Raw genomic sequence first — 18,925 nt, forward strand, 5'->3', positions numbered from 1 at the left:
GTCTGCTTTTCTTACCATTTCATTTATCTCTTAATATGTATTTTGGTTCAAAAATGAATAAGGAGGGAATGCGAATGAACCTGGCTAAGAAGATAACTGCATGGTTTCTTACATTGGTTATGGTATTAGGTTTGATACCTCAGACTGTATTCGCGCAAGAAACAGCTGCTTCTCCACTTCAATATGAGGTCTTGCAAGAAGTTAATGAAGACAAAACAGAAGCAACTATTTCTATAAAGTTTGCAGATACAGAAATCATTCAGTTAGAGAATGTAACATTGCCGGATGGTACAAAGAAAGCAGAAGATTTATCAGTTATTACTTATGCTGCGTCTGAAAATGGAACATATGATTTCAAGGTAAATTATTTGATGGATGGAACATCACAGGAAGAAACAATTCCTGTTGAAGTATCTGGATTAGAGGAAAAGAAAACGGATGAAGAAGTTTTACCAGCTTCAGAGGAAAATCCAATTTCTAACGGAACTACTTATGAAGTTTCTAGTGCGGATGAATTGCAGAATGCATTAGAAGAAATTAAAAATAATCAAGAGACAGAAGCAACAATTGTTTTAAGTGCTAATATTGGAAGTAATGTAAAATTTGTTGGTGTTGCGGATAAATCCATTATTGTAAAAAGTACAGAAGGTCAAAAATATGCACTTACTCTTGGAAGTGAATTAGTAGGTGATATTACATTAGACAATGTAAAGGCTTCTGCTGGAACGTTGTATTGTAGTGGACATAGAACGATTTTTACCGAGAATTGCGAATTTACTATTTCTGGTACACTTTACGGTGGCGGAAATAAAAAGACAGTCGCAAGCGTTTATGTCAAAATCAATGGTACAGGTAAGATTAATACTGCTGATTTAGAGAATGTTGTTATTGGCGGAAGTTACAAGGGGGCTGTAGAAGGCGACATTTATGTAGAGCTTGCGGGTAATATTAGTTATGGTAATAATGAAGGCGGAAATTATCTGGCGGCTACGAATAAAGCAACTGCTTACGGTGGAGACAAGCCTGGTGGCGGACCGCTTTATGTAGGCGGAAATGTAACATTGATTCTTGATAGTCCAGCGAAGGATACAAAACCACAGAATGTGATCGGTGCATATAATTCTCACGTTAAAGGGAATGTAACCGTACAGGTTAAATCTGGTTATTTTAATGGGATCAATGGTATGCGTGAAGACGCCGACCAGTCTATTGTGGACGGTAATATCCATATAATCGGCGGTGATCCCGCGTACGAAGACTCAGATCGTATTTGTCGCGTTGGTCATAACTGGGATATTACTGGTGCCGGAGAGCAAATCAATAATTCCGGTCGTCTATTTCAGGTGAAAGGCAATGTAACGATTGACACCTATGAAAATGTTTGGGGATGGGATAGGAACGGAACGCCTGACTATGACCCACCGGGGATTGTGGGCGCAGACTCCGCAGTGGTCGGTGGAGATGTGATCATCAATGTCCACGGCTCTCATTTGGAAGATATTACCGGTGTGGATGAGTCCATGGTAAGTGGCTCTCTTGTGAAAGGGAATGTTATTATTAATGCAACAAATGCAGAATTAAGAGACAAAGATAATACCAGTTATATCTATCCTATCAGTGACGGTACAATAGAGAAAAACGCAACAATCAACATGGATGGTGGTCAAGTTTCTCAAATTAATTGTAGTGTTGGTACAACAAAAGGAAATACAACCGTTAATATTACAGGACAACCTAAATTTACATTGCTTACAGACGGGGTATGGGGACAAAAAGTCACAGAAAACAGCGCTGGTGATAAGTCGGTATTGAATTTGGATAAAGCAAGTACTTCTATTCCGATTGTGGGTTATTTCAAAACTGTAAATGTAATAAACGATTCAGATGTAATCTTAGGAAATGAGAATAAGAACGCATTTGGAACAGTTTATGATGTAAACATTAATACAAATGCTAAATTGACAACCAATAAACAAGCATATGCAAAAGGTGCTTTGAATATGGATCATGGCACATGGGTTGCAAATGGTTATCTATATATTACAAGTGCAACAAACACATCAAATTCCAAAATTGTAATGAATGACTATGCTGCATTTGGCTATGGATATAAAGATGATAATCCGCATGATAAAATCGCTGTAACAAGCAGTGATGATACATATATATTTAATGAACATGCCTTTATAAATAGAATCTATGGTAATGCTGAAATTGCAAATAGTACATGGAGTGTGTTTGTCCCAACTAGTATATATGGAAATTATAATGCTGCTTCAAGTAAATTAAATCTATTCGCTTTTACAGGCGATGAAAACTATCCTGATGAAACGATACCTTTAGAAATTTTGGGGACAGCAACAGGAAAAACGGCAGTAACTCTTGTTGATAAAAAAGACACTTCAAAAGAAGGTGAGCCGATTGTTGGACAGAATTATATCAATGCATTAAAGGTAAGTGAAAATACCTTTGAATTAGCAAATGAAAATGCAAAAACAAATGGTTTATATTTTAAGAAGCTTGCAGATGCAAACACAGAAGATAAATCAGATTACGATATGTGGCAGGTAGCCCAAAAAGATGAATACCAAGTTCTTTATTCATTTGAAAGTGGAACATCTGGAAAAACACTGCCATCTGAAGTGACTTCTTTATTACCAGAAGATTCTAAAATGTATTTTGAAGGAGATACAATCAACGCTATTCAACCAGAGAAAACCGAGGTTGAAGTATCTGATGGAACATGGCAATTTAATGGATATGACGAAGAAAATAAATTAGCAAACGCAACTAATGCGGATGAAAACAAAAACATCACTTTTACAGGTACATGGGAATTCAAGAGAAATGCAAGTGTGATCAATCTGGTTCCAACCATCAATGCAAGTGATAAAACAATTACAGTAGGAGATAACTTTGATCCACTAAAAGATGTAACTGCAACCGATGAGGAAGATGGCGATATTCCATTGACCATCGAAAATGTCATTAAAAATGAAGTAGACAATACGAAAGTTGGTGTTTATGAAGTTACTTATAAAGTGACAGATAGTCAAGGCGCTTCATCAGTGAAAACAATCAAAGTAACTGTAAAAGCCAAAGATACACTAGTAGTTCCAAGTGAACCAAACAAACCAGTTGTGCCAAATACATCTGTAAATGATAAAACTCCTAAGACAGGAGATAGCACAAACATGACACTTTGGACGTTAGTATTAATTGCTTCCGGTATTGCCTTTATTGGTGCGTATCGAAAAAGACGAAAAACAAATCGATAAAATGAAGAATGAGGAATAAGGAGTGAATAAAAGTGAATTTACCTAAGAAGATAATTGCAAGGGTTCTTACACTGGTTATGGTATTAGGTTTGATACCTCAGACTGCATTCGCGCAAGGAACAGATGCTTCTCCACTTCCATATGAAGCCTTGCAAGAAGTTAATGAAGATAAAACAAAAGTAGCTGCAAATCAAAACGATGAATTAAATGTGGACATTCAGTTAAAAGGAGCAACTTTCTTTGATGGTACTCCATGGAGCGGAACAACACAAACAATTCTAGAATATGATAGAGAAGTTCCATATAATGGATGGCAGTTAATGCAGCTGACTGTGGAAATTCCATATCAAGATGGTCTGGAAATAACGAGTATAGAGCCGTCTGCCGAATCTTTATATCCTGAGTATTCTGAAATTAAGAAAGATGATAAGAATTCTAAGTGGACATATACATTCTATTTTTATGATAATGGAACCTATAATTTTACAATCAACTATTCTTTGAATGGGACAGAACACTCCGTTACAAAATCGTATACGGTAGAAGGTTTAGTTTCTATCAAAGATGCGGCAATGCGTAGACATTTAATTAATAATTATGGTGAATTTACAGGATTAAGTCACCAGGGTGGACAATATGTTACAGAAGAGATTTTAGCAACTCCTCAATATGATCCATGGGGAGATCTTGTTTTTGATTTTGGTAAAGATGGAGATAATGGAAGTACAGCTAAATATACGACTTCATTAGATGGGTTACAATATTTAACAAATATTCATGGAATGTATTTGTTTGATTGTAGTAGATTGGCAAAAGGAGAAACAATTGAACCTATTACGAATACATATTATCCGAATTTGAAACAATTAAGAATAACTGAAATTAGTGACAATAGTACTAATTTGCCAAAAGATTCATATACTCCTGAAATGATTGCTAAAGCAATTAGCAATATGCCAAATTTAGGTGAATTATCTCTAAGTGGAACAGGCTTTAAAGATTTTCCTGTGGTTAGCCAATTGAATGGAGAATTATATTATGTAAAATGTAATTACAATGAAGTTGAATCTATTGAAGGTATCGAAAAACATAAAGAAATTGGAACGCTCGCTTTAGGACGTAATAAAATTAAATCTGTTGAACCATTAGGTAAATCTAAATTTGATAGCTTAAGATTTCTAGACCTGGGAGGCAATCAAATATTTGATTTAAGTCCAATGCAAACAACTCTGCCAAATAGTATTGTAGCAGGACGAACATTTAGTGCTAGAAGTCAAAGTATTACTTATGATAAAACAGTAATCACAACTTTAGAAAATGGCATGTATAAAGTTGAATTGCCAATGCCGATTGATATTGATGGCACATTAACGGATACTAGCTCTGTTAATGTTGAATTTGCAGACAATACTTCAAAGAGCTATACAACTTCTAAATTAAATGGAAAAACATATATTTATATTCCTGAGAATGATGTAAATAGCAAAAGTAAAAATCCATTTGAAAAAGCACAACTATCATTTTTATTTAATAACAACAAAGGCGCCGATTCTAGAACTAAAAGCTACTTTACTGGAACAGTTTCCTTTAAAATAAGTCCTTTTAAAGATGAATACCATGTAATCTATGATTTTATAAGTGGAACCAGAGGAAAAGCGCTTCCACCTGAGGTGACTGCTTTATTGCCAGAAGATTCTAATAAATACTCCGAAGGTGATACAATCAATGCAATTCAACCAGGGGAAACAAAAGTTGCAGTTACAGATGGTGCATGGACATTTAAGGGATATGATGCCGATAGCAAAATAGCAAGTGAAACGACAGCAGATGAAGACAGAAACATTAAATTTACAGGAACCTGGGAATTTGAATTAAATAGCTATTCGGTAAATTACAGCTTTAAATCTACAAACGAAGATGAAGAACTTCCAACAGAAATCAAAGATCAGTTACCAACAGCAGGAAGCATTAAGCATGGAAGTACAGTAACTGCACCGGATACAACATTTGATGATGTAGAAGTTGCAGATGGTGTATGGACATTTAAAGGCTGGACACCTGATCAATATGAGAACGTAACAGAGAATGTAGAGTTTGTTGGAACTTGGGAGTTTAAGAGAAATGCAAGTATGATCAATCGGGTTCCAACCATCAATGCAAGCGATAAGACACTTACTGTTGGAGATGAATTCGATCCACTAAAAGATGTAACTGCAACCGATGAAGAAGATGGCGGTATTCCATTGACAATAGAAAATGTGATTGAAAATGGAGTAAATACAAGTGAAGCTGGAGTATACGAAGTTACCTATAAAGTAATGGATAGCCAGGGAGCTTCTTTCATAAAGACGATTTATGTAACCGTTAATCCGAAAATGGAAGGTCTGAATCAGATTCCAACAATCGACGCAAGAGATAAGACAATCACAGTCGGAGATGAATTTGATCCATTAAAAGATGTAACTGCAACCGATAAGGAAGATGGTGATCTTACAAGCGTAATTGCAGTCTTGAAAAATGAGGTCAATACTACAAAAGCAGGAACATATGAAGTTACATATAAGGTGACAGATCGTCAAGGCGCTTCATCAGTGAAAACAATCAAAGTAACGGTAAAAGCAAAAGCTACACCGGTAGTTCCAAGTGAACCAAACAAACCAAATGATCTAAATAAACCAGTTGTGCCAAATGCATCTGTAAATGATAAGACTCCTGAAACAGGAGACAGCACAAACATGACACTTTGGATCTTACTGGTAATGGTTTCTGGTATTAGTGTTTTTGGGGTGTATCGAAGAAAACGACAAATAAATCAACATAAACGGTAAAATAAGGTATAAAATTCCTCCATTTACAGATACTATTTCCAAAAATGGAAAGTACAGTAAGTGGAGGAGTTTTTTTATGAAAGCAACGGGGATAGTCAGAAGAATCGATGATCTTGGAAGAGTGGTGATACCGAAAGAAATCAGGAGGACTTTGAGAATCCGGGAGGGAGATCCGTTGGAAATCTTTACAGACAGAGAAGGGGAAGTAATCCTGAAAAAATATTCGCCCATTGGAGAATTGTCAGCTTTTGCCGAACAGTATGCTAAGAGTCTGTCTCGGGTATTGAATTGTCTGGTGTTGATCTGTGATATGGATCAGGTGATTGCGGCAGCTGGAAGTGGAAAAAAGGACTGGAAGGAGCGATATATCAACCGGACATTAGAAAATGCACTTGCAGGCAGAAAGATGATTGCGGCATCGGAGGGAGAGACGGGATATGTGACTATAGATGAGAAGGCAGAAAATTATGCGCATGAGGTTTTATGGCCGGTAATCTGTGCAGGAGATGTAATCGGCGGGGTGATTTTGCTTGAAAAAGAAGCAAAGAAGCCCTTTGGAGAACTGGAGCAGAAGATGGCGCAGTGCGCAGCAGAATTTTTAGGAAGCCAAATGGAGCAGTAATAGGCATACCGGAAAGAAGTTCCGCATACGATGTGACAGAGACAAGGAGGGATGAGGATGGAAAAACATCTGCAAAAGGAATCGAAAGTGATGTGGGTTCTGAAATCGCTGTTGCTGTCTTATGTCATTACGGGAGTGTTGCTTCTTCTTTTGACTATAGCGCTTTACAAGCTGGAATTGAATGAGAAGACGGTGTCGGCAGCTATTATCGGAATTTATCTTACCTCTACACTGGCTGGGGGCGTTGTGATTGGAAAGATGGCGAAGACAAGAAGATTCTTGTGGGGAATGCTGCTTGGCACCGGCTATTTTGTGCTACTGCTTCTGATTACCCTTGGCGTTTATCATACGTTGAATGGAAGCGGGGGGAATTTGCTGACGGCATTCATCCTGTGTGCGGGAGGCGGTATGGCAGGAGGGATGATTTCGTGATAAAAGCATTGCGAAAATGAAGGGAAGATGGTATAATAACAGAAGTTAAGCAAAGTAAGGAGGAATGTGGACATGAAACACGTAAAGACATTAAATACACAGACGATGAACAACAACTTAAAGAAGAGTGGATGCGGTGAGTGCCAGACATCCTGTCAGTCTGCATGCAAGACATCCTGTACCGTAGGAAATCAGACTTGCGAGCAGAAGAAATAAGAAAGATTCAGGTCATATGGAATACTCGGAGACAGCGGTCTTAAGGGTCGCTGTTTCTTTTGCGTTACTGGCATCTCCGGGTAAAACGGATCTGGGCGAGAAATGTTGTGGACAAGGAAGAGAATCCGGCGGTAAAGTTCGGTGCTGTGTGAAAGCAGTATGCGGCACTATCAGAGAAGCCGGAAGAATAGGAAAATAGAAAGGGGTATATGGCTGTGATTCACCAGTACCGTAATAATGGATATAATATTGTAATGGATGTGATAAGCGGAGCCGTTCACGTGGTGGACGACCTGTGTTATGACGTGATTGAGAGTTTAAACGAGCCTGGAAAAGACTATACAAAGGAAGAACTTTTGGAGCCTTCTGTTTTAGAAGGTGTGATTGAAAAGCTCAGCGGAACGTATCAGGAGTCAGAGATTCGGGACGCATTTTCTGACGTTGTGGAGCTGACAGAAGAAGGGAGACTGTTCGTTCCGGATACTTATGAATGCATGATTGATGAAGTAAAGAAGAGAAAGACGGTGGTAAAGGCTCTTTGTCTTCATATTGCGCATGATTGTAACCTGGCTTGCAAATACTGCTTTGCAGAAGAGGGGGAATATCATGGGAGACGCGCGCTGATGAGTTTTGAAGTGGGCAAGAAGGCGCTGGATTTTCTGATTGCAAATTCCGGCAACCGGAGAAATCTGGAAGTGGATTTCTTTGGAGGAGAACCGCTGATGAATTGGCAGGTAGTGAAAGACCTGGTCGCTTACGGAAGAGAGCAGGAGAAACTTCACGACAAACATTTCCGTTTTACCATTACGACAAATGGAGTGTTGTTAAATGATGAGATTCAGGAGTTTGTCAATAAAGAAATGGACAACGTAGTACTGAGCCTGGACGGACGAAGAGAAGTCAATGACCGGATGCGTCCATTTAGAAACGGAGCAGGAAGCTATAATCTGATCGTTCCGAAGTTCCAGAAGCTGGCCGAGAGCCGGAATCAGGAGAAGTATTATGTTCGAGGAACTTTTACCAGAAATAATCTGGATTTCTCAGAGGATATTCTGCACTTTGCAGATCTGGGATTCAAGCAGATGTCGATTGAACCGGTTGTAGGGGATGAGAGTGATCCGTACGCAATCCGTAAGGAAGATCTTCCGGTGATTATGGAAGAATACGACAAGCTTGCGAAGATGATGATTGAGCGGGAGAAAGAGGGAAAAGGGTTTAATTTCTTCCATTTTATGATAGACTTAGACGGTGGGCCGTGTGTGGCAAAACGCTTATCCGGATGTGGATCAGGAACGGAATACCTGGCTGTGACTCCGTGGGGGGATCTTTATCCGTGCCATCAGTTCGTTGGACAGGAAGAATTTCTGATGGGTAACGTAGATGAGGGAATTGTAAAGCCGGAGATTGCAGACGAGTTCAGAAGCTGCAATGTCTATTCCAAGGATAAGTGCAGGGATTGTTTTGCGAAATTTTACTGCAGCGGCGGATGTATGGCGAATGCCTATAATTTCCATGGCACCATTCATGATGCCTATGATATTGGCTGTGAAATGCAGCGCAAGCGTGTAGAATGTGCGATTATGATGAAGGCAGCCTTGGCTGACGTATAATACATATATCATTATAAGGGAAGGAATTAAGAAAGGAAGTAGCGGCATGAACAAGAAAAAAGGCGTGCTGAGTCTGATCACGACTGCGGTACTGATTGCGGTACTGGGATTTACAGTGCTGGTCGGATTCGGAAAAGACGGAACCGGTGCGATGAAGAACATCAAGCTGGGGTTGGATCTGGCGGGTGGTGTTAGTATCACGTATCAGGTCAAGGATGAGAATCCGACAGAAGAAGAGATGAGTGACACCATCTATAAACTGCAGAAACGTGTGGAGCAGTACAGCACAGAGGCGAGTGTTTACCAGGAAGGAGACGACCGGATCAATATTGAAATTCCGGGAGTGTCTGATGCAAATGAGATCCTGGAAGATCTGGGACAGCCTGGAAGCTTGTATTTTATTAAGCAGACAGGAAGCGACGGAACAGCCAATTATGAAAGGGTAAATAATACCGGCAACGAGGCAGAGGACTATAAGTTAACGAAGACAATTGATGAATTGAAGGCAGATGGAAGCATTGTTTTAGAAGGTGTGGACGTTAAGAGTGCAAAAGCAGGAACCAGACAGGATGAGACAACCAATGCCAATAAAAATGTAGTATCTCTGGTGTTTACCGATGAGGGGACGACAAAATTTGCGGATGCAACAAGAGCGGCAGCAGCAGCGGGAGAATCCATCGGAATTTACTATGACGGGGCATTCGTCAGCGTACCGAATGTAAATGAGGCAATTGAAGACGGACAGGCAGAGATCTCCGGTTCCATGACATTCGAAGATGCAGACACCCTTGCGTCTACCATTCGTATTGGTGGCTTGAAGCTGGAATTGGAGGAATTAAGATCCAATGTTGTAGGAGCTCAGCTTGGAGAAAAAGCGGTTAAGACGAGTGTACAGGCAGGGGCAATCGGACTTGCCATCGTATTTATTTTTATGATTTGTGTTTATTCGCTGGGCGGACTGGCATCCAGTCTTGCGCTTTTGATTTACACAGGACTTGTCCTGGTGATTCTGAATGCGTTTAACGTAACACTGACGCTTCCGGGTATTGCAGGTATCATCTTAAGTATTGGTATGGCGGTGGATGCAAACGTCATTATCTTCGCTCGTGTGAGAGAGGAATTAAGCCGCGGAAAGAGTGTGAAGAACTCTCTGAAAACCGGTTTTGGAAAAGCGTTGTCTGCGATTGTGGACGGAAACGTTACAACGTTGATTGCTGCGGCAGTGCTGTGGTTCAAAGGTTCCGGTTCTGTGAAGGGCTTTGCACAGACACTTGCCATTGGTATTATCGTATCCATGTTTACGGCGCTGGTAATTACCAGAATGATCGTATATGCATTCTATGCAGTGGGACTTAAGAAGGAAAGACTGTATTATCGTCCGCAGAAGGAGCGGAAAGCTTTCGACTTCCTGAAGAAGAAAAAAGTATTCTTTGGTATTTCACTGGCTGTGATTGTGGCAGGAGTTATCTATATGGGAGTTAACTCTGCAACAGGCAAGGGCGCATTTGCATACAGTCTGGAATTTGAAGGAGGAACGTCAACCAACGTAACCTTCGACAAGGCTTACAGCATTGAAGAGATTGACAGTGAGATTGTGCCGGTCATTGAAGAGGTAACCGGAGATCACAATGTACAGACCCAGAAAGTAGCTGGAACGAAGCAGGTAATTATCAAGACGGTAACACTGGATCTGAAGGAAAGAGAAGCGTTGAATCAGGCGATGGCAGATGAATTTGGTGTAGATACTTCCAAGATTACAGCAGAAAATATCAGTTCTACTGTCAGCAATGAAATGCGTCAGGATGCAGTAGTGGCAGTGATTATTGCGACAATCTGTATGCTGCTTTACATCTGGTTTAGATTTAAGGATATCCGGTTTGCAACGAGTGCAGTACTGGCGCTGCTCCATGACGTACTGATTGTAATGGTATTCTACGCAGTGGCAAGAATTTCTGTAGGAAATACATTTATTGCATGTATGCTGACCATCGTTGGATATTCTATCAATGCAACCATCGTTATCTTTGACCGTATCCGTGAGGAACTTCGTTACAAGACGAGAACAACGGATCTTGCAGAGGTGGTAAACAAGAGTATCACACAGACGCTGACCAGAAGTATTTATACTTCACTGACTACGTTCGTAATGGTAGCGGTACTGTTTGTTTTGGGAGTCAGCTCCGTTCGTGAGTTTGCGCTTCCGCTTATGGTTGGTATTATAGCAGGAGCATATTCTTCTGTATGTATCACAGGAGCATTGTGGTATGTTATGAAGGCAAAGCTTGAGAAAAAAGCAGAAAAGAAACAGAAATAAGAACAATGGACTGTTGCGGGGATTTATTTTCTTTGCAGCAGTCCGTTTTTTATAGAACAAGAGGAGAATAAGACAAGATGGAAAAATGGGTGCTTTTGAGAAAGGGTGCTGATTTTGAAGCAATTGGGAAAAAATACCATATTAGTCCCAGACTGGCGTGTCTGATCCGTAACCGGGATATTGTGGGAGATGATGCGATTGACCAGTATCTGAATGGAACACTGGCCGATCTGAAAGATGGGATGTTGATGAAGGATATGTCAAAGGCGGTGGATATCCTTCGGGAGAAGATTGCAGAAGGATGCAAAATCCGAATTATAGGAGATTATGATATTGATGGAGTCAACGCGACCTATATTTTGATGGAAGGGCTGGAGAGACTTGGAGCGAAAGTAGACAGTGATATTCCGGATCGGATCGCAGATGGATATGGATTGAGCATGGAATTGGTGGAACGGGCATATCAGGAAGGGGCAGATACCATTGTTACTTGTGACAACGGGATCGCGGCTTCCAGGGAGATTGCCTATGGGAAAAGTCTTGGAATGACCGTGATCGTGACGGATCATCATGAGATTCCTTATGAGGAAACAGAAGGAAAGAAGAGGTACCACCTTCCGCCGGCAGATGCAGTCATTGATCCAAAGCAGAAGGATTGTGATTATCCCTTTTCGGGACTTTGTGGTGCAACCATAGCCTATAAGCTGATTGAGGCATTAGGAGAGGCCATGGGAAGAGATGAAGAGGATTTTGATGATTTGATTGAAAATGTGGCTATTGCTACGGTAGGCGACGTTATGGACTTAGAAGGTGAGAACCGGATTCTGGTTCGGGAAGGGCTGCAGATGCTGGGGCGGACTTCGAACCTTGGGTTAAAGGCGCTGATGGAGTGTACGGGAATTGACCGTAGACGGGTGAATGCCTACCACATCGGATTTGTACTGGGGCCTTGTCTGAATGCCAGCGGACGTCTGGATACTGCGAAGCGGGCATTAAATCTGCTTCGAAGCAAAAGCGAAAAAGAGGCGGCTCTTTTGGCGGGAGATTTAAAGGCGCTCAATGACAGCCGCAAAGATCTGACAGAAGTAGCAGTAGAGCAGGCGAAAGAACTGGTAGAAACCACAAGTCTTTCAAAGGACCGGGTGCTGGTGATCTATCTTGCGGGCTGCCATGAAAGTCTTGCGGGAATCGTAGCAGGACGGATTCGGGAGTGTTATCACCGGCCGACCTTTGTGCTGACGGATGCGGAAGAAGGTGTCAAAGGGTCCGGGCGTTCCATTGAGACGTATCATATGTACGAGGAGCTAAGCCGCTGTAAGGAACTTTTGACGCGATACGGAGGTCATAAAATGGCGGCAGGGTTCTCGTTGGAAAGCTGTAACGTGGAGAAATTTCGCAGGATGCTGAATGAATGTTGTACGCTGACGGAAGAAGAGATGCAGGAAAAAGTGGTCATTGACATGGAACTTCCGTTTTCCTGTGTAACGGAAGAATTTATAGAAGAGCTGTCGCTTTTGGAGCCCTTTGGAAAAGGGAATGCCAAGCCGGTATTTGCAGCTCGAAATGTGGAGCTTCTAGGAGCCAGAATCCTGGGGAAAAATCGCAGCGTACTAAAGCTTCGCGTCAGAGACGGAAGAGGAGTATCGATAGACGCACTGTGTTTTCGAGACGCAGAAAATTTCCTTGCGTGTGTAAAAGAACGATATGGACAAAAGGCAGAAGAAGAGCTGTTGACGGGAAGAGGAAGAGATATTCGGATGTCCCTGACCTATTATCCAGATCTCAATGAGTATCAGGGACAGATGACGCCTCAGATTGTGATTACCCATTATCAGTAAATGATGGAATAGGAAATATGCAGAATTGTTTGAAAATAATGCGGAGTAATGCTATACTTAAGAATAAGTTTAAAGCGAGAATGAGCGAAAAAAAGGGGGCATTGATATGTCAGGGAAAATAACATATGAGACACTGGACGGCCACGCGGTGACGGAGGCGCTGGTGAAAGACAATGCAAAAGGACTGGATATCGTAGACGGCCACGCTGTAAAGGCAGAAAAGGATTATGAAAATCCAGACCAGTTATTTGATATGTTGATCGCCCGTATCAGAAAATATCACCCGTCTACGGATGTGACCATGATTGAGAAGGCTTATCATATTGCAGCTAACAAGCATGGGATTCAGTGCCGTAAATCAGGAGAACCGTATATCGTTCATCCGCTTTGGGTTGCTATTATTCTGGCAGATCTGGAGATGGATAAGGAGACGATCGTAGCAGGACTTCTGCACGATGTGGTGGAAGATACGGATGCGACGGACGGAGATATTAAGAAAGAGTTTGGCGAGGAAGTAGCGCTTCTGGTAGATGGCGTTACAAAGTTGGGACAGCTGTCTTATTCTTCGGATAAATTAGAAGTACAGGCGGAGAACCTTCGGAAAATGTTCCTTGCAATGGCAAAGGACATTCGTGTGATTATTATCAAACTTGCGGACCGCCTTCACAATATGCGGACGCTTCAGTTTATGCGGCCGGAGAAGCAAAAAGAAAAAGCGAAAGAAACCATGGACATTTATGCGCCGATTGCGCAGCGGCTTGGTATTTCCAAGATTAAGACAGAGCTTGACGATCTGGCTTTAAAATATTCTCAGCCGGAGGTATTCTTTGATCTGGTAAACCAAATCAATGCCAGAAAGACGGAGCGGGAAGAATTCGTTCAGCAGATTGTGGATGAAGTCTCCGCGCATATGAAAAATGCCGGGATTCAGGCGGATGTCAATGGCCGTGTTAAGCACTTCTTCAGTATTTATAAAAAGATGGTGAATCAGGATAAAACGGTGGATCAGATTTATGATCTGTTCGCAGTTCGTATCATTGTAGATTCTGTGAAAGACTGTTATGCGGCGCTGGGAGTGATTCATGAGATGTATACGCCGATCCCCGGCCGCTTTAAGGATTATATTGCTATGCCAAAGCCAAATATGTATCAATCCCTGCACACGACGCTGATGAGTTCGGTGGGACAGCCATTTGAGATTCAGATTCGTACGCAGGAGATGCATAAGACGGCAGAATATGGAATTGCTGCTCATTGGAAATATAAGGAATCAAACGATGGAAAGAAGAGTGTGGCAGCGCAGGAAGAAGAAAAATTAAGCTGGCTTAGACAGATTCTGGAGTGGCAAAGAGATATGTCTGATAACCGGGAGTTCTTAAATCTGATCAAAGGGGATTTGGATCTTTTTGCAGAGGATGTATACTGCTTTACCCCGCAAGGAGACGTTAAGAATCTTCCAAACGGCTCTACACCGATCGACTTTGCCTATGCGATTCACAGTGCAGTGGGAAATAAGATGGTAGGAGCCAGAGTAAATGGCAAACTGGTAACCATTGATTATAAGATTCAAAACGGTGACAGAATTGAGATTTTAACATCCCAGAATTCCAAGGGGCCAAGCCGGGATTGGCTGAACATCGTTAAGAGTACACAGGCAAAGAATAAGATCAACCAATGGTTCAAGAAGGAATTTAAGGAAAGCAATATCATCAAGGGAAAAGAGATGATTACTGCTTACTGTAAGACCAAGAACATCAACCAGAGCAATATTATGAATACGAAGTATATGGAGATTGTACAGAAAAAGTACGGATTCCGAGATTGGGAGGCGGTGCTTGCAGCGATCGGCCACGGTGGATTGAAGGAAGGCCAGGTAGTCAACCGTCTGGCTGAGGAATACAACAAAGAGCACAAGCAGGAATTGACGGATGAAGTGGTTCTTGAGAAGGTTGCAGAAGCAGCGAAGAATAAGGTGCATATTGCAAAATCCAAGAGTGGAATTGTGGTCAAAGGAATTGACGATGTGGCAGTCCGGTTTTCCCGTTGCTGTAATCCGGTGCCGGGAGACGAAATCGTAGGATTTGTTACCAGAGGACGGGGACTTTCCATCCATCGAACCGACTGCGTGAATATGATTCACCTGTCCGAGTCAGAGCGGGCGCGTTTGATCGACGCCGAGTGGGAAAGCGATGTGGCAGAAAAGTCGGGCGGACAGTATCTGGCAGAAATTAAAATGTATGCCTATGACAGACAGGGACTTTTGATGGAGCTGTCTAAGATTTTCACCGAGGGTAATGTAGATGTGAAGTCTATGAATGTGCGTACCAGCAAGAAGGGAACAGCAACGATTGAGATGGGATTTATCGTTCACAGAAGAGAAGAATTGACGCGGCTGATTGAGAAATTTAGGCAGTTAGAAGGTGTGATCGATATAGAAAGAACAGCGGGGTAGAAGAGATGAAAATAGAAAAATTTGTAACGGGGATCATCAGTACCAACTGTTATCTCGTGATTAATGAAGAAACGAAGCAGACCGTGATCATTGATCCGGCAGCAAGCCCGGAATATCTGATGAACCATTTGAAATCAGAAGGACTTAAGGTGGAAGCAATCTTTTTGACACACGGCCATTTTGATCATATGATGGGGCTGGATGGGTTCCTGAAAGAATATGATGTACCGGTTTATGTAGAGGAGGAGGACGAAGAGGTGCTGCAAGATCCGCGGCTGAACCTGTCCGCTACTTATACAGAGGGGTATGTATTTACGAAGGCAGAGACGGTGCAAGATGGAGAGATCCTCTCCTTTGCAGGATATGAATTTCGGGTGATTCATACACCGGGACATACGAAAGGCGGATGCTGTTATTATGTAGAGGCGGAAAACACACTTTTCTGTGGGGACACCTTGTTCCAGGCATCGGTAGGAAGGACGGATTTCCCAAACAGCAGTATGTCGGATCTGATGCATTCCATCCGGGAAAAACTGCTGATATTGCCGGATGAGACGAAGGTTTATCCGGGACACATGGGAGAAACCACCATCGGTTATGAGAAACAGAATAACCCATTTATTTAGAATGGAGCAAATAGAATGATTCAGGTTATATGTAAGAGAGACACTTATACTTATAATGCGTATCATGTAATTAAGGCTTTTTACCCCTCTGAGGAAATTCATTGCAGAGTAGAGGAAAAAGCCTCTAATTATGTAATGGTACAGCTTGCGGACGGACAGAAGGTGGAAATCTTTGATGATACAGATTCTGCGGCCGGGGAAATGGAGAAAAAAGAGCTGGACCGGATACTTTATCAGAAGCTTGCAAAGATTACAGGAAGAACACTTGCCTGGGGAATTTTAACAGGGGTACGCCCGACAAAGCTTGCCATGCAGAAGCTGGAAGTAGGTTGGGATTATGAAACATACCTATCATGGTTTCAAAATGAAATGAAGGTAAGTAAAGAAAAAGCAGCACTTGCATGGGAGATTGCAGGAAGAGAAAAACAGCTTTTAGACCGCTTGGATTATGAGAATGGTTATAGTCTGTATGTGGGGATTCCCTTTTGCCCATCGGTTTGCACCTATTGTTCCTTTAGTTCGGGTGCTCTCTCAGATTGGAAAGACCGGGTAGAAGAGTATGTGGATGCTCTGTGCAAAGAGCTGACATTTATTGCAGAACGGTCGAAGGATAAGAAGTTAAATACCATTTATATCGGCGGAGGAACGCCTACAACTCTGAGTGCAGAACAGCTGGAGCGTCTTCTTGCCTGTATTGATCAGAGTTTTTCGCGGGAATTTTTGTTGGAGTATACCGTGGAGGCGGGACGCCCCGACAGTGTGACCAAAGAAAAGCTGGAAGTATTGAAGCGGCATGGAATTACCAGGATTTCGATTAACCCTCAGAGTATGCAGCAGAAAACGCTGGATGCGATCGGAAGAAAACATACGGTGGAAGAGATCTATGAGACGTTTCATCTAGCAAGAGAAATCGGATTTGATAATATTAATATGGATCTGATTGCCGGGCTTCCGGGGGAGACGAGTGAAGAGATGGAAGATACTCTCCGCCAGATTGAAAGCCTGGCGCCGGACAGTCTGACGGTACACTCCCTTGCGATTAAGCGGGCGGCGAAGATGGAGCAGAAAGACTTAGGAGAAGACGGTGGAAAGCTGGCAAAATGTCTGGGACAGATGATCCATGCAGCATCAGAATCGGCGGCCAGGATGGGGCTTTTCCCGTATTATCTGTACCGCCAGAAGAATATTGCCGGGAATTTTGAAAATGTTGGTTATGCAAAGGTTGACAAAGCGGGAATATACAATATACTTATTATGGAAGAAAAACAGTCCATTGTGGCAGCAGGTGCTGGAGCATCGACGAAAATTGTGCTGAAAGAGCCGGTGCCATCTGGACGTGGAAATCAGAAACTGACGCGATTGATGCGGATTGAAAATGTAAAGGCGATTGATGCGTACATTGACCGCATTGATGAGATGATAGAACGAAAAGGAGAATGGTTATGGCGTTAAAGAAGAAGCCGGTTACCGGGATGAAAGATATCCTGCCACAGGAGATGGAAATTAGGGATTATGTGATCTGGCTGATCAAAGATACTTATAAAACCTATGGATTTACCTCTATGGAGACTCCTTGTGTGGAGCATATTGAGAACCTGTGCAGCAAGCAGGGGGGAGATAATGAAAAGCTGATCTTTAAGATTATGAAACGTGGAGAGAAGCTTAAGATTGATACGGCAAAAGAGGAAAATGATCTGGCAGACGGCGGACTTCGCTACGACCTGACGGTTCCTCTTGCAAGATATTACGCAAATCATGCAAATGAGCTTCCGTCTCCGTTTAAAGCTCTGCAGATTGGAAATGTATGGCGTGCAGACCGTCCGCAGAAAGGACGTTTCCGCCAGTTTATGCAGTGTGATATTGATATTTTGGGAGAACCGGGCAATTTGGCGGAGATTGAGCTGATCCTTGCAACAACAGCCATGCTTGGGAAACTGAACTTCCGCAACTTTACAGTGTGCATCAATGACCGCAACATTTTAAAGGCGATGGCGGCTTACAGTGGCTTTAGAGAAGAAGATTATGATGAAGTGTTCATCATTCTTGACAAGATGGATAAGATTGGCGCCGAAGGCGTTGCAAAAGAACTGGAAGAGATGGGTTATACCAAAGAAAATGTGGAAACCTATTTGAATCTTTTTGAGGAAGTGAATTCGGATGTGACGGGTGTCCGTTACTTGAAGGAAAAGCTTGGAGATTACTTAAAAGATGAGACGGCGGATGGTATGGAGCTGATTATATCCAGTGTGGAAGCGGCCAAAGAGTGTGAGTTTAATCTTAAATTTGACCCGACGCTGGTGAGAGGACAATCTTACTATACAGGTACGATTTTTGAGGTAACCATGGACGATTTCGGCGGCTCAGTAGCCGGAGGCGGACGTTATGATAAGATGATCGGAAAATTTACCGGACAGGATACGCCGGCTTGTGGATTTTCCATCGGATTTGAGAGAATCGTAATGCTGCTTTTGGAAAATGGTTATCAGGTTCCGGGAAAGGCGAAGCGAAAAGCTTATCTGTTGGAGAAAAACATGCCAAAAGAAGGAATGCTGAAGGTGCTTGCTATGGCGAAGGCGGACAGAGAAGCCGGAAGCCAGGTGCTGATTGCAAATATGAAGAAGAATAAGAAGTTCCAGAAGGAGCAGCTGATGGAAGACGGATACAGTGAGATTGTAGACTGTTATTGCGATTCTGTGGATCAGTTATAGA

13 protein-coding genes are annotated in these 18,925 nt (G+C 42.2%); all 13 read left to right on the forward strand.

All coding sequences use genetic code 11. The features are described from left to right. Positions 1-74: 74 nt before the first annotated feature. The 13 genes from WKT00_RS00610 to hisS all read left to right on the forward strand — a co-directional run bounded on the left by WKT00_RS00610 (position 75) and on the right by hisS (position 18,924). Positions 75-3,278, forward strand: a complete 3,204-nt coding sequence (locus WKT00_RS00610; RefSeq protein WP_340260283.1) for an SHIRT domain-containing protein — start codon at positions 75-77, stop codon at positions 3,276-3,278. 32 nt (positions 3,279-3,310) lie between these two features. Further along, the gene (locus tag WKT00_RS00615) at positions 3,311-6,106 is read left to right on the forward strand and encodes an SHIRT domain-containing protein (protein ID WP_159459844.1); all 2,796 of its coding nucleotides are present in this window, start codon (positions 3,311-3,313) and stop codon (positions 6,104-6,106) included. A gap of 76 nt (positions 6,107-6,182) precedes the next feature. Further along, positions 6,183-6,728 carry a stage V sporulation protein T gene (gene spoVT / locus WKT00_RS00620; protein WP_101694640.1) on the forward strand — a complete coding sequence of 182 codons (546 nt, stop codon included), beginning with the start codon at positions 6,183-6,185 and terminating at the stop codon, positions 6,726-6,728. 57 nt (positions 6,729-6,785) lie between these two features. Next, positions 6,786-7,160 (forward strand): TIGR04086 family membrane protein, encoded by a 375-nt coding sequence (locus tag WKT00_RS00625; protein ID WP_101694639.1) that lies wholly within the window; start codon positions 6,786-6,788, stop codon positions 7,158-7,160. A 72-nt stretch (positions 7,161-7,232) separates the two neighbouring features. Continuing rightward, on the forward strand, positions 7,233-7,376 hold the full coding sequence (scfA, locus tag WKT00_RS00630; protein ID WP_101694638.1) for a six-cysteine ranthipeptide SCIFF: 144 nt from the start codon (positions 7,233-7,235) through the stop codon (positions 7,374-7,376). A gap of 16 nt (positions 7,377-7,392) precedes the next feature. Next, the gene (locus WKT00_RS00635) at positions 7,393-7,575 is read left to right on the forward strand and encodes a hypothetical protein (protein WP_340260289.1); all 183 of its coding nucleotides are present in this window, start codon (positions 7,393-7,395) and stop codon (positions 7,573-7,575) included. A gap of 16 nt (positions 7,576-7,591) precedes the next feature. After that, complete coding sequence (gene scfB / locus WKT00_RS00640) at positions 7,592-8,986, forward strand: thioether cross-link-forming SCIFF peptide maturase (RefSeq protein ID WP_101694782.1); 1,395 nt, start codon at positions 7,592-7,594, stop codon at positions 8,984-8,986. 46 nt (positions 8,987-9,032) lie between these two features. Further along, positions 9,033-11,300 (forward strand): protein translocase subunit SecD, encoded by a 2,268-nt coding sequence (secD, locus tag WKT00_RS00645; RefSeq protein ID WP_101694636.1) that lies wholly within the window; start codon positions 9,033-9,035, stop codon positions 11,298-11,300. Positions 11,301-11,377: 77 nt separating this feature from the next. Continuing rightward, positions 11,378-13,138 (forward strand): single-stranded-DNA-specific exonuclease RecJ, encoded by a 1,761-nt coding sequence (gene recJ / locus WKT00_RS00650; protein WP_340260292.1) that lies wholly within the window; start codon positions 11,378-11,380, stop codon positions 13,136-13,138. A 106-nt stretch (positions 13,139-13,244) separates the two neighbouring features. Further along, the gene (locus WKT00_RS00655; RefSeq protein ID WP_101694634.1) at positions 13,245-15,590 is read left to right on the forward strand and encodes a RelA/SpoT family protein; all 2,346 of its coding nucleotides are present in this window, start codon (positions 13,245-13,247) and stop codon (positions 15,588-15,590) included. A gap of 5 nt (positions 15,591-15,595) precedes the next feature. After that, entirely contained in the window at positions 15,596-16,216 is a 621-nt protein-coding gene (locus tag WKT00_RS00660) for an MBL fold metallo-hydrolase (RefSeq protein WP_340260295.1), read from the forward strand. Between the two features lie 15 nt (positions 16,217-16,231). Then, a complete protein-coding gene (gene hemZ / locus WKT00_RS00665; RefSeq protein ID WP_340260297.1) occupies positions 16,232-17,668 on the forward strand; it encodes a coproporphyrinogen dehydrogenase HemZ in 1,437 nt (478 codons plus the stop codon). Further along, positions 17,653-18,924, forward strand: coding sequence for a histidine--tRNA ligase (gene hisS, locus WKT00_RS00670; RefSeq protein WP_101694631.1), 1,272 nt, complete (start codon positions 17,653-17,655; stop codon positions 18,922-18,924). The genes hemZ and hisS overlap by 16 nt, the downstream gene beginning before the upstream one ends. Position 18,925 lies beyond the last annotated feature (1 nt).

It is taken from the genome of Dorea sp. ICN-14282 (assembly GCF_037890115.1).
Taxonomy (GTDB): Bacteria; Bacillota; Clostridia; order Lachnospirales; family Lachnospiraceae; genus Dorea_B; species Dorea_B phocaeensis.

Bases quoted from the DNA above. Each gene is read 5' to 3' on its own strand.
- hemZ (WP_340260297.1), top strand. From the start codon at position 16,232: ATGATTCAGGTTATATGTAAGAGAGACACTTATACTTATAATGCGTAT.
- WKT00_RS00660 (WP_340260295.1), top strand. From the start codon at position 15,596: ATGAAAATAGAAAAATTTGTAACGGGGATCATCAGTACCAACTGTTAT.
- WKT00_RS00625 (WP_101694639.1), top strand. From the start codon at position 6,786: ATGGAAAAACATCTGCAAAAGGAATCGAAAGTGATGTGGGTTCTGAAA.
- hisS (WP_101694631.1), top strand. From the start codon at position 17,653: ATGGTTATGGCGTTAAAGAAGAAGCCGGTTACCGGGATGAAAGATATC.
- WKT00_RS00610 (WP_340260283.1), top strand. From the start codon at position 75: ATGAACCTGGCTAAGAAGATAACTGCATGGTTTCTTACATTGGTTATG.
- spoVT (WP_101694640.1), top strand. From the start codon at position 6,183: ATGAAAGCAACGGGGATAGTCAGAAGAATCGATGATCTTGGAAGAGTG.
- scfA (WP_101694638.1), top strand. From the start codon at position 7,233: ATGAAACACGTAAAGACATTAAATACACAGACGATGAACAACAACTTA.
- recJ (WP_340260292.1), top strand. From the start codon at position 11,378: ATGGAAAAATGGGTGCTTTTGAGAAAGGGTGCTGATTTTGAAGCAATT.
- secD (WP_101694636.1), top strand. From the start codon at position 9,033: ATGAACAAGAAAAAAGGCGTGCTGAGTCTGATCACGACTGCGGTACTG.
- WKT00_RS00635 (WP_340260289.1), top strand. From the start codon at position 7,393: ATGGAATACTCGGAGACAGCGGTCTTAAGGGTCGCTGTTTCTTTTGCG.
- WKT00_RS00655 (WP_101694634.1), top strand. From the start codon at position 13,245: ATGTCAGGGAAAATAACATATGAGACACTGGACGGCCACGCGGTGACG.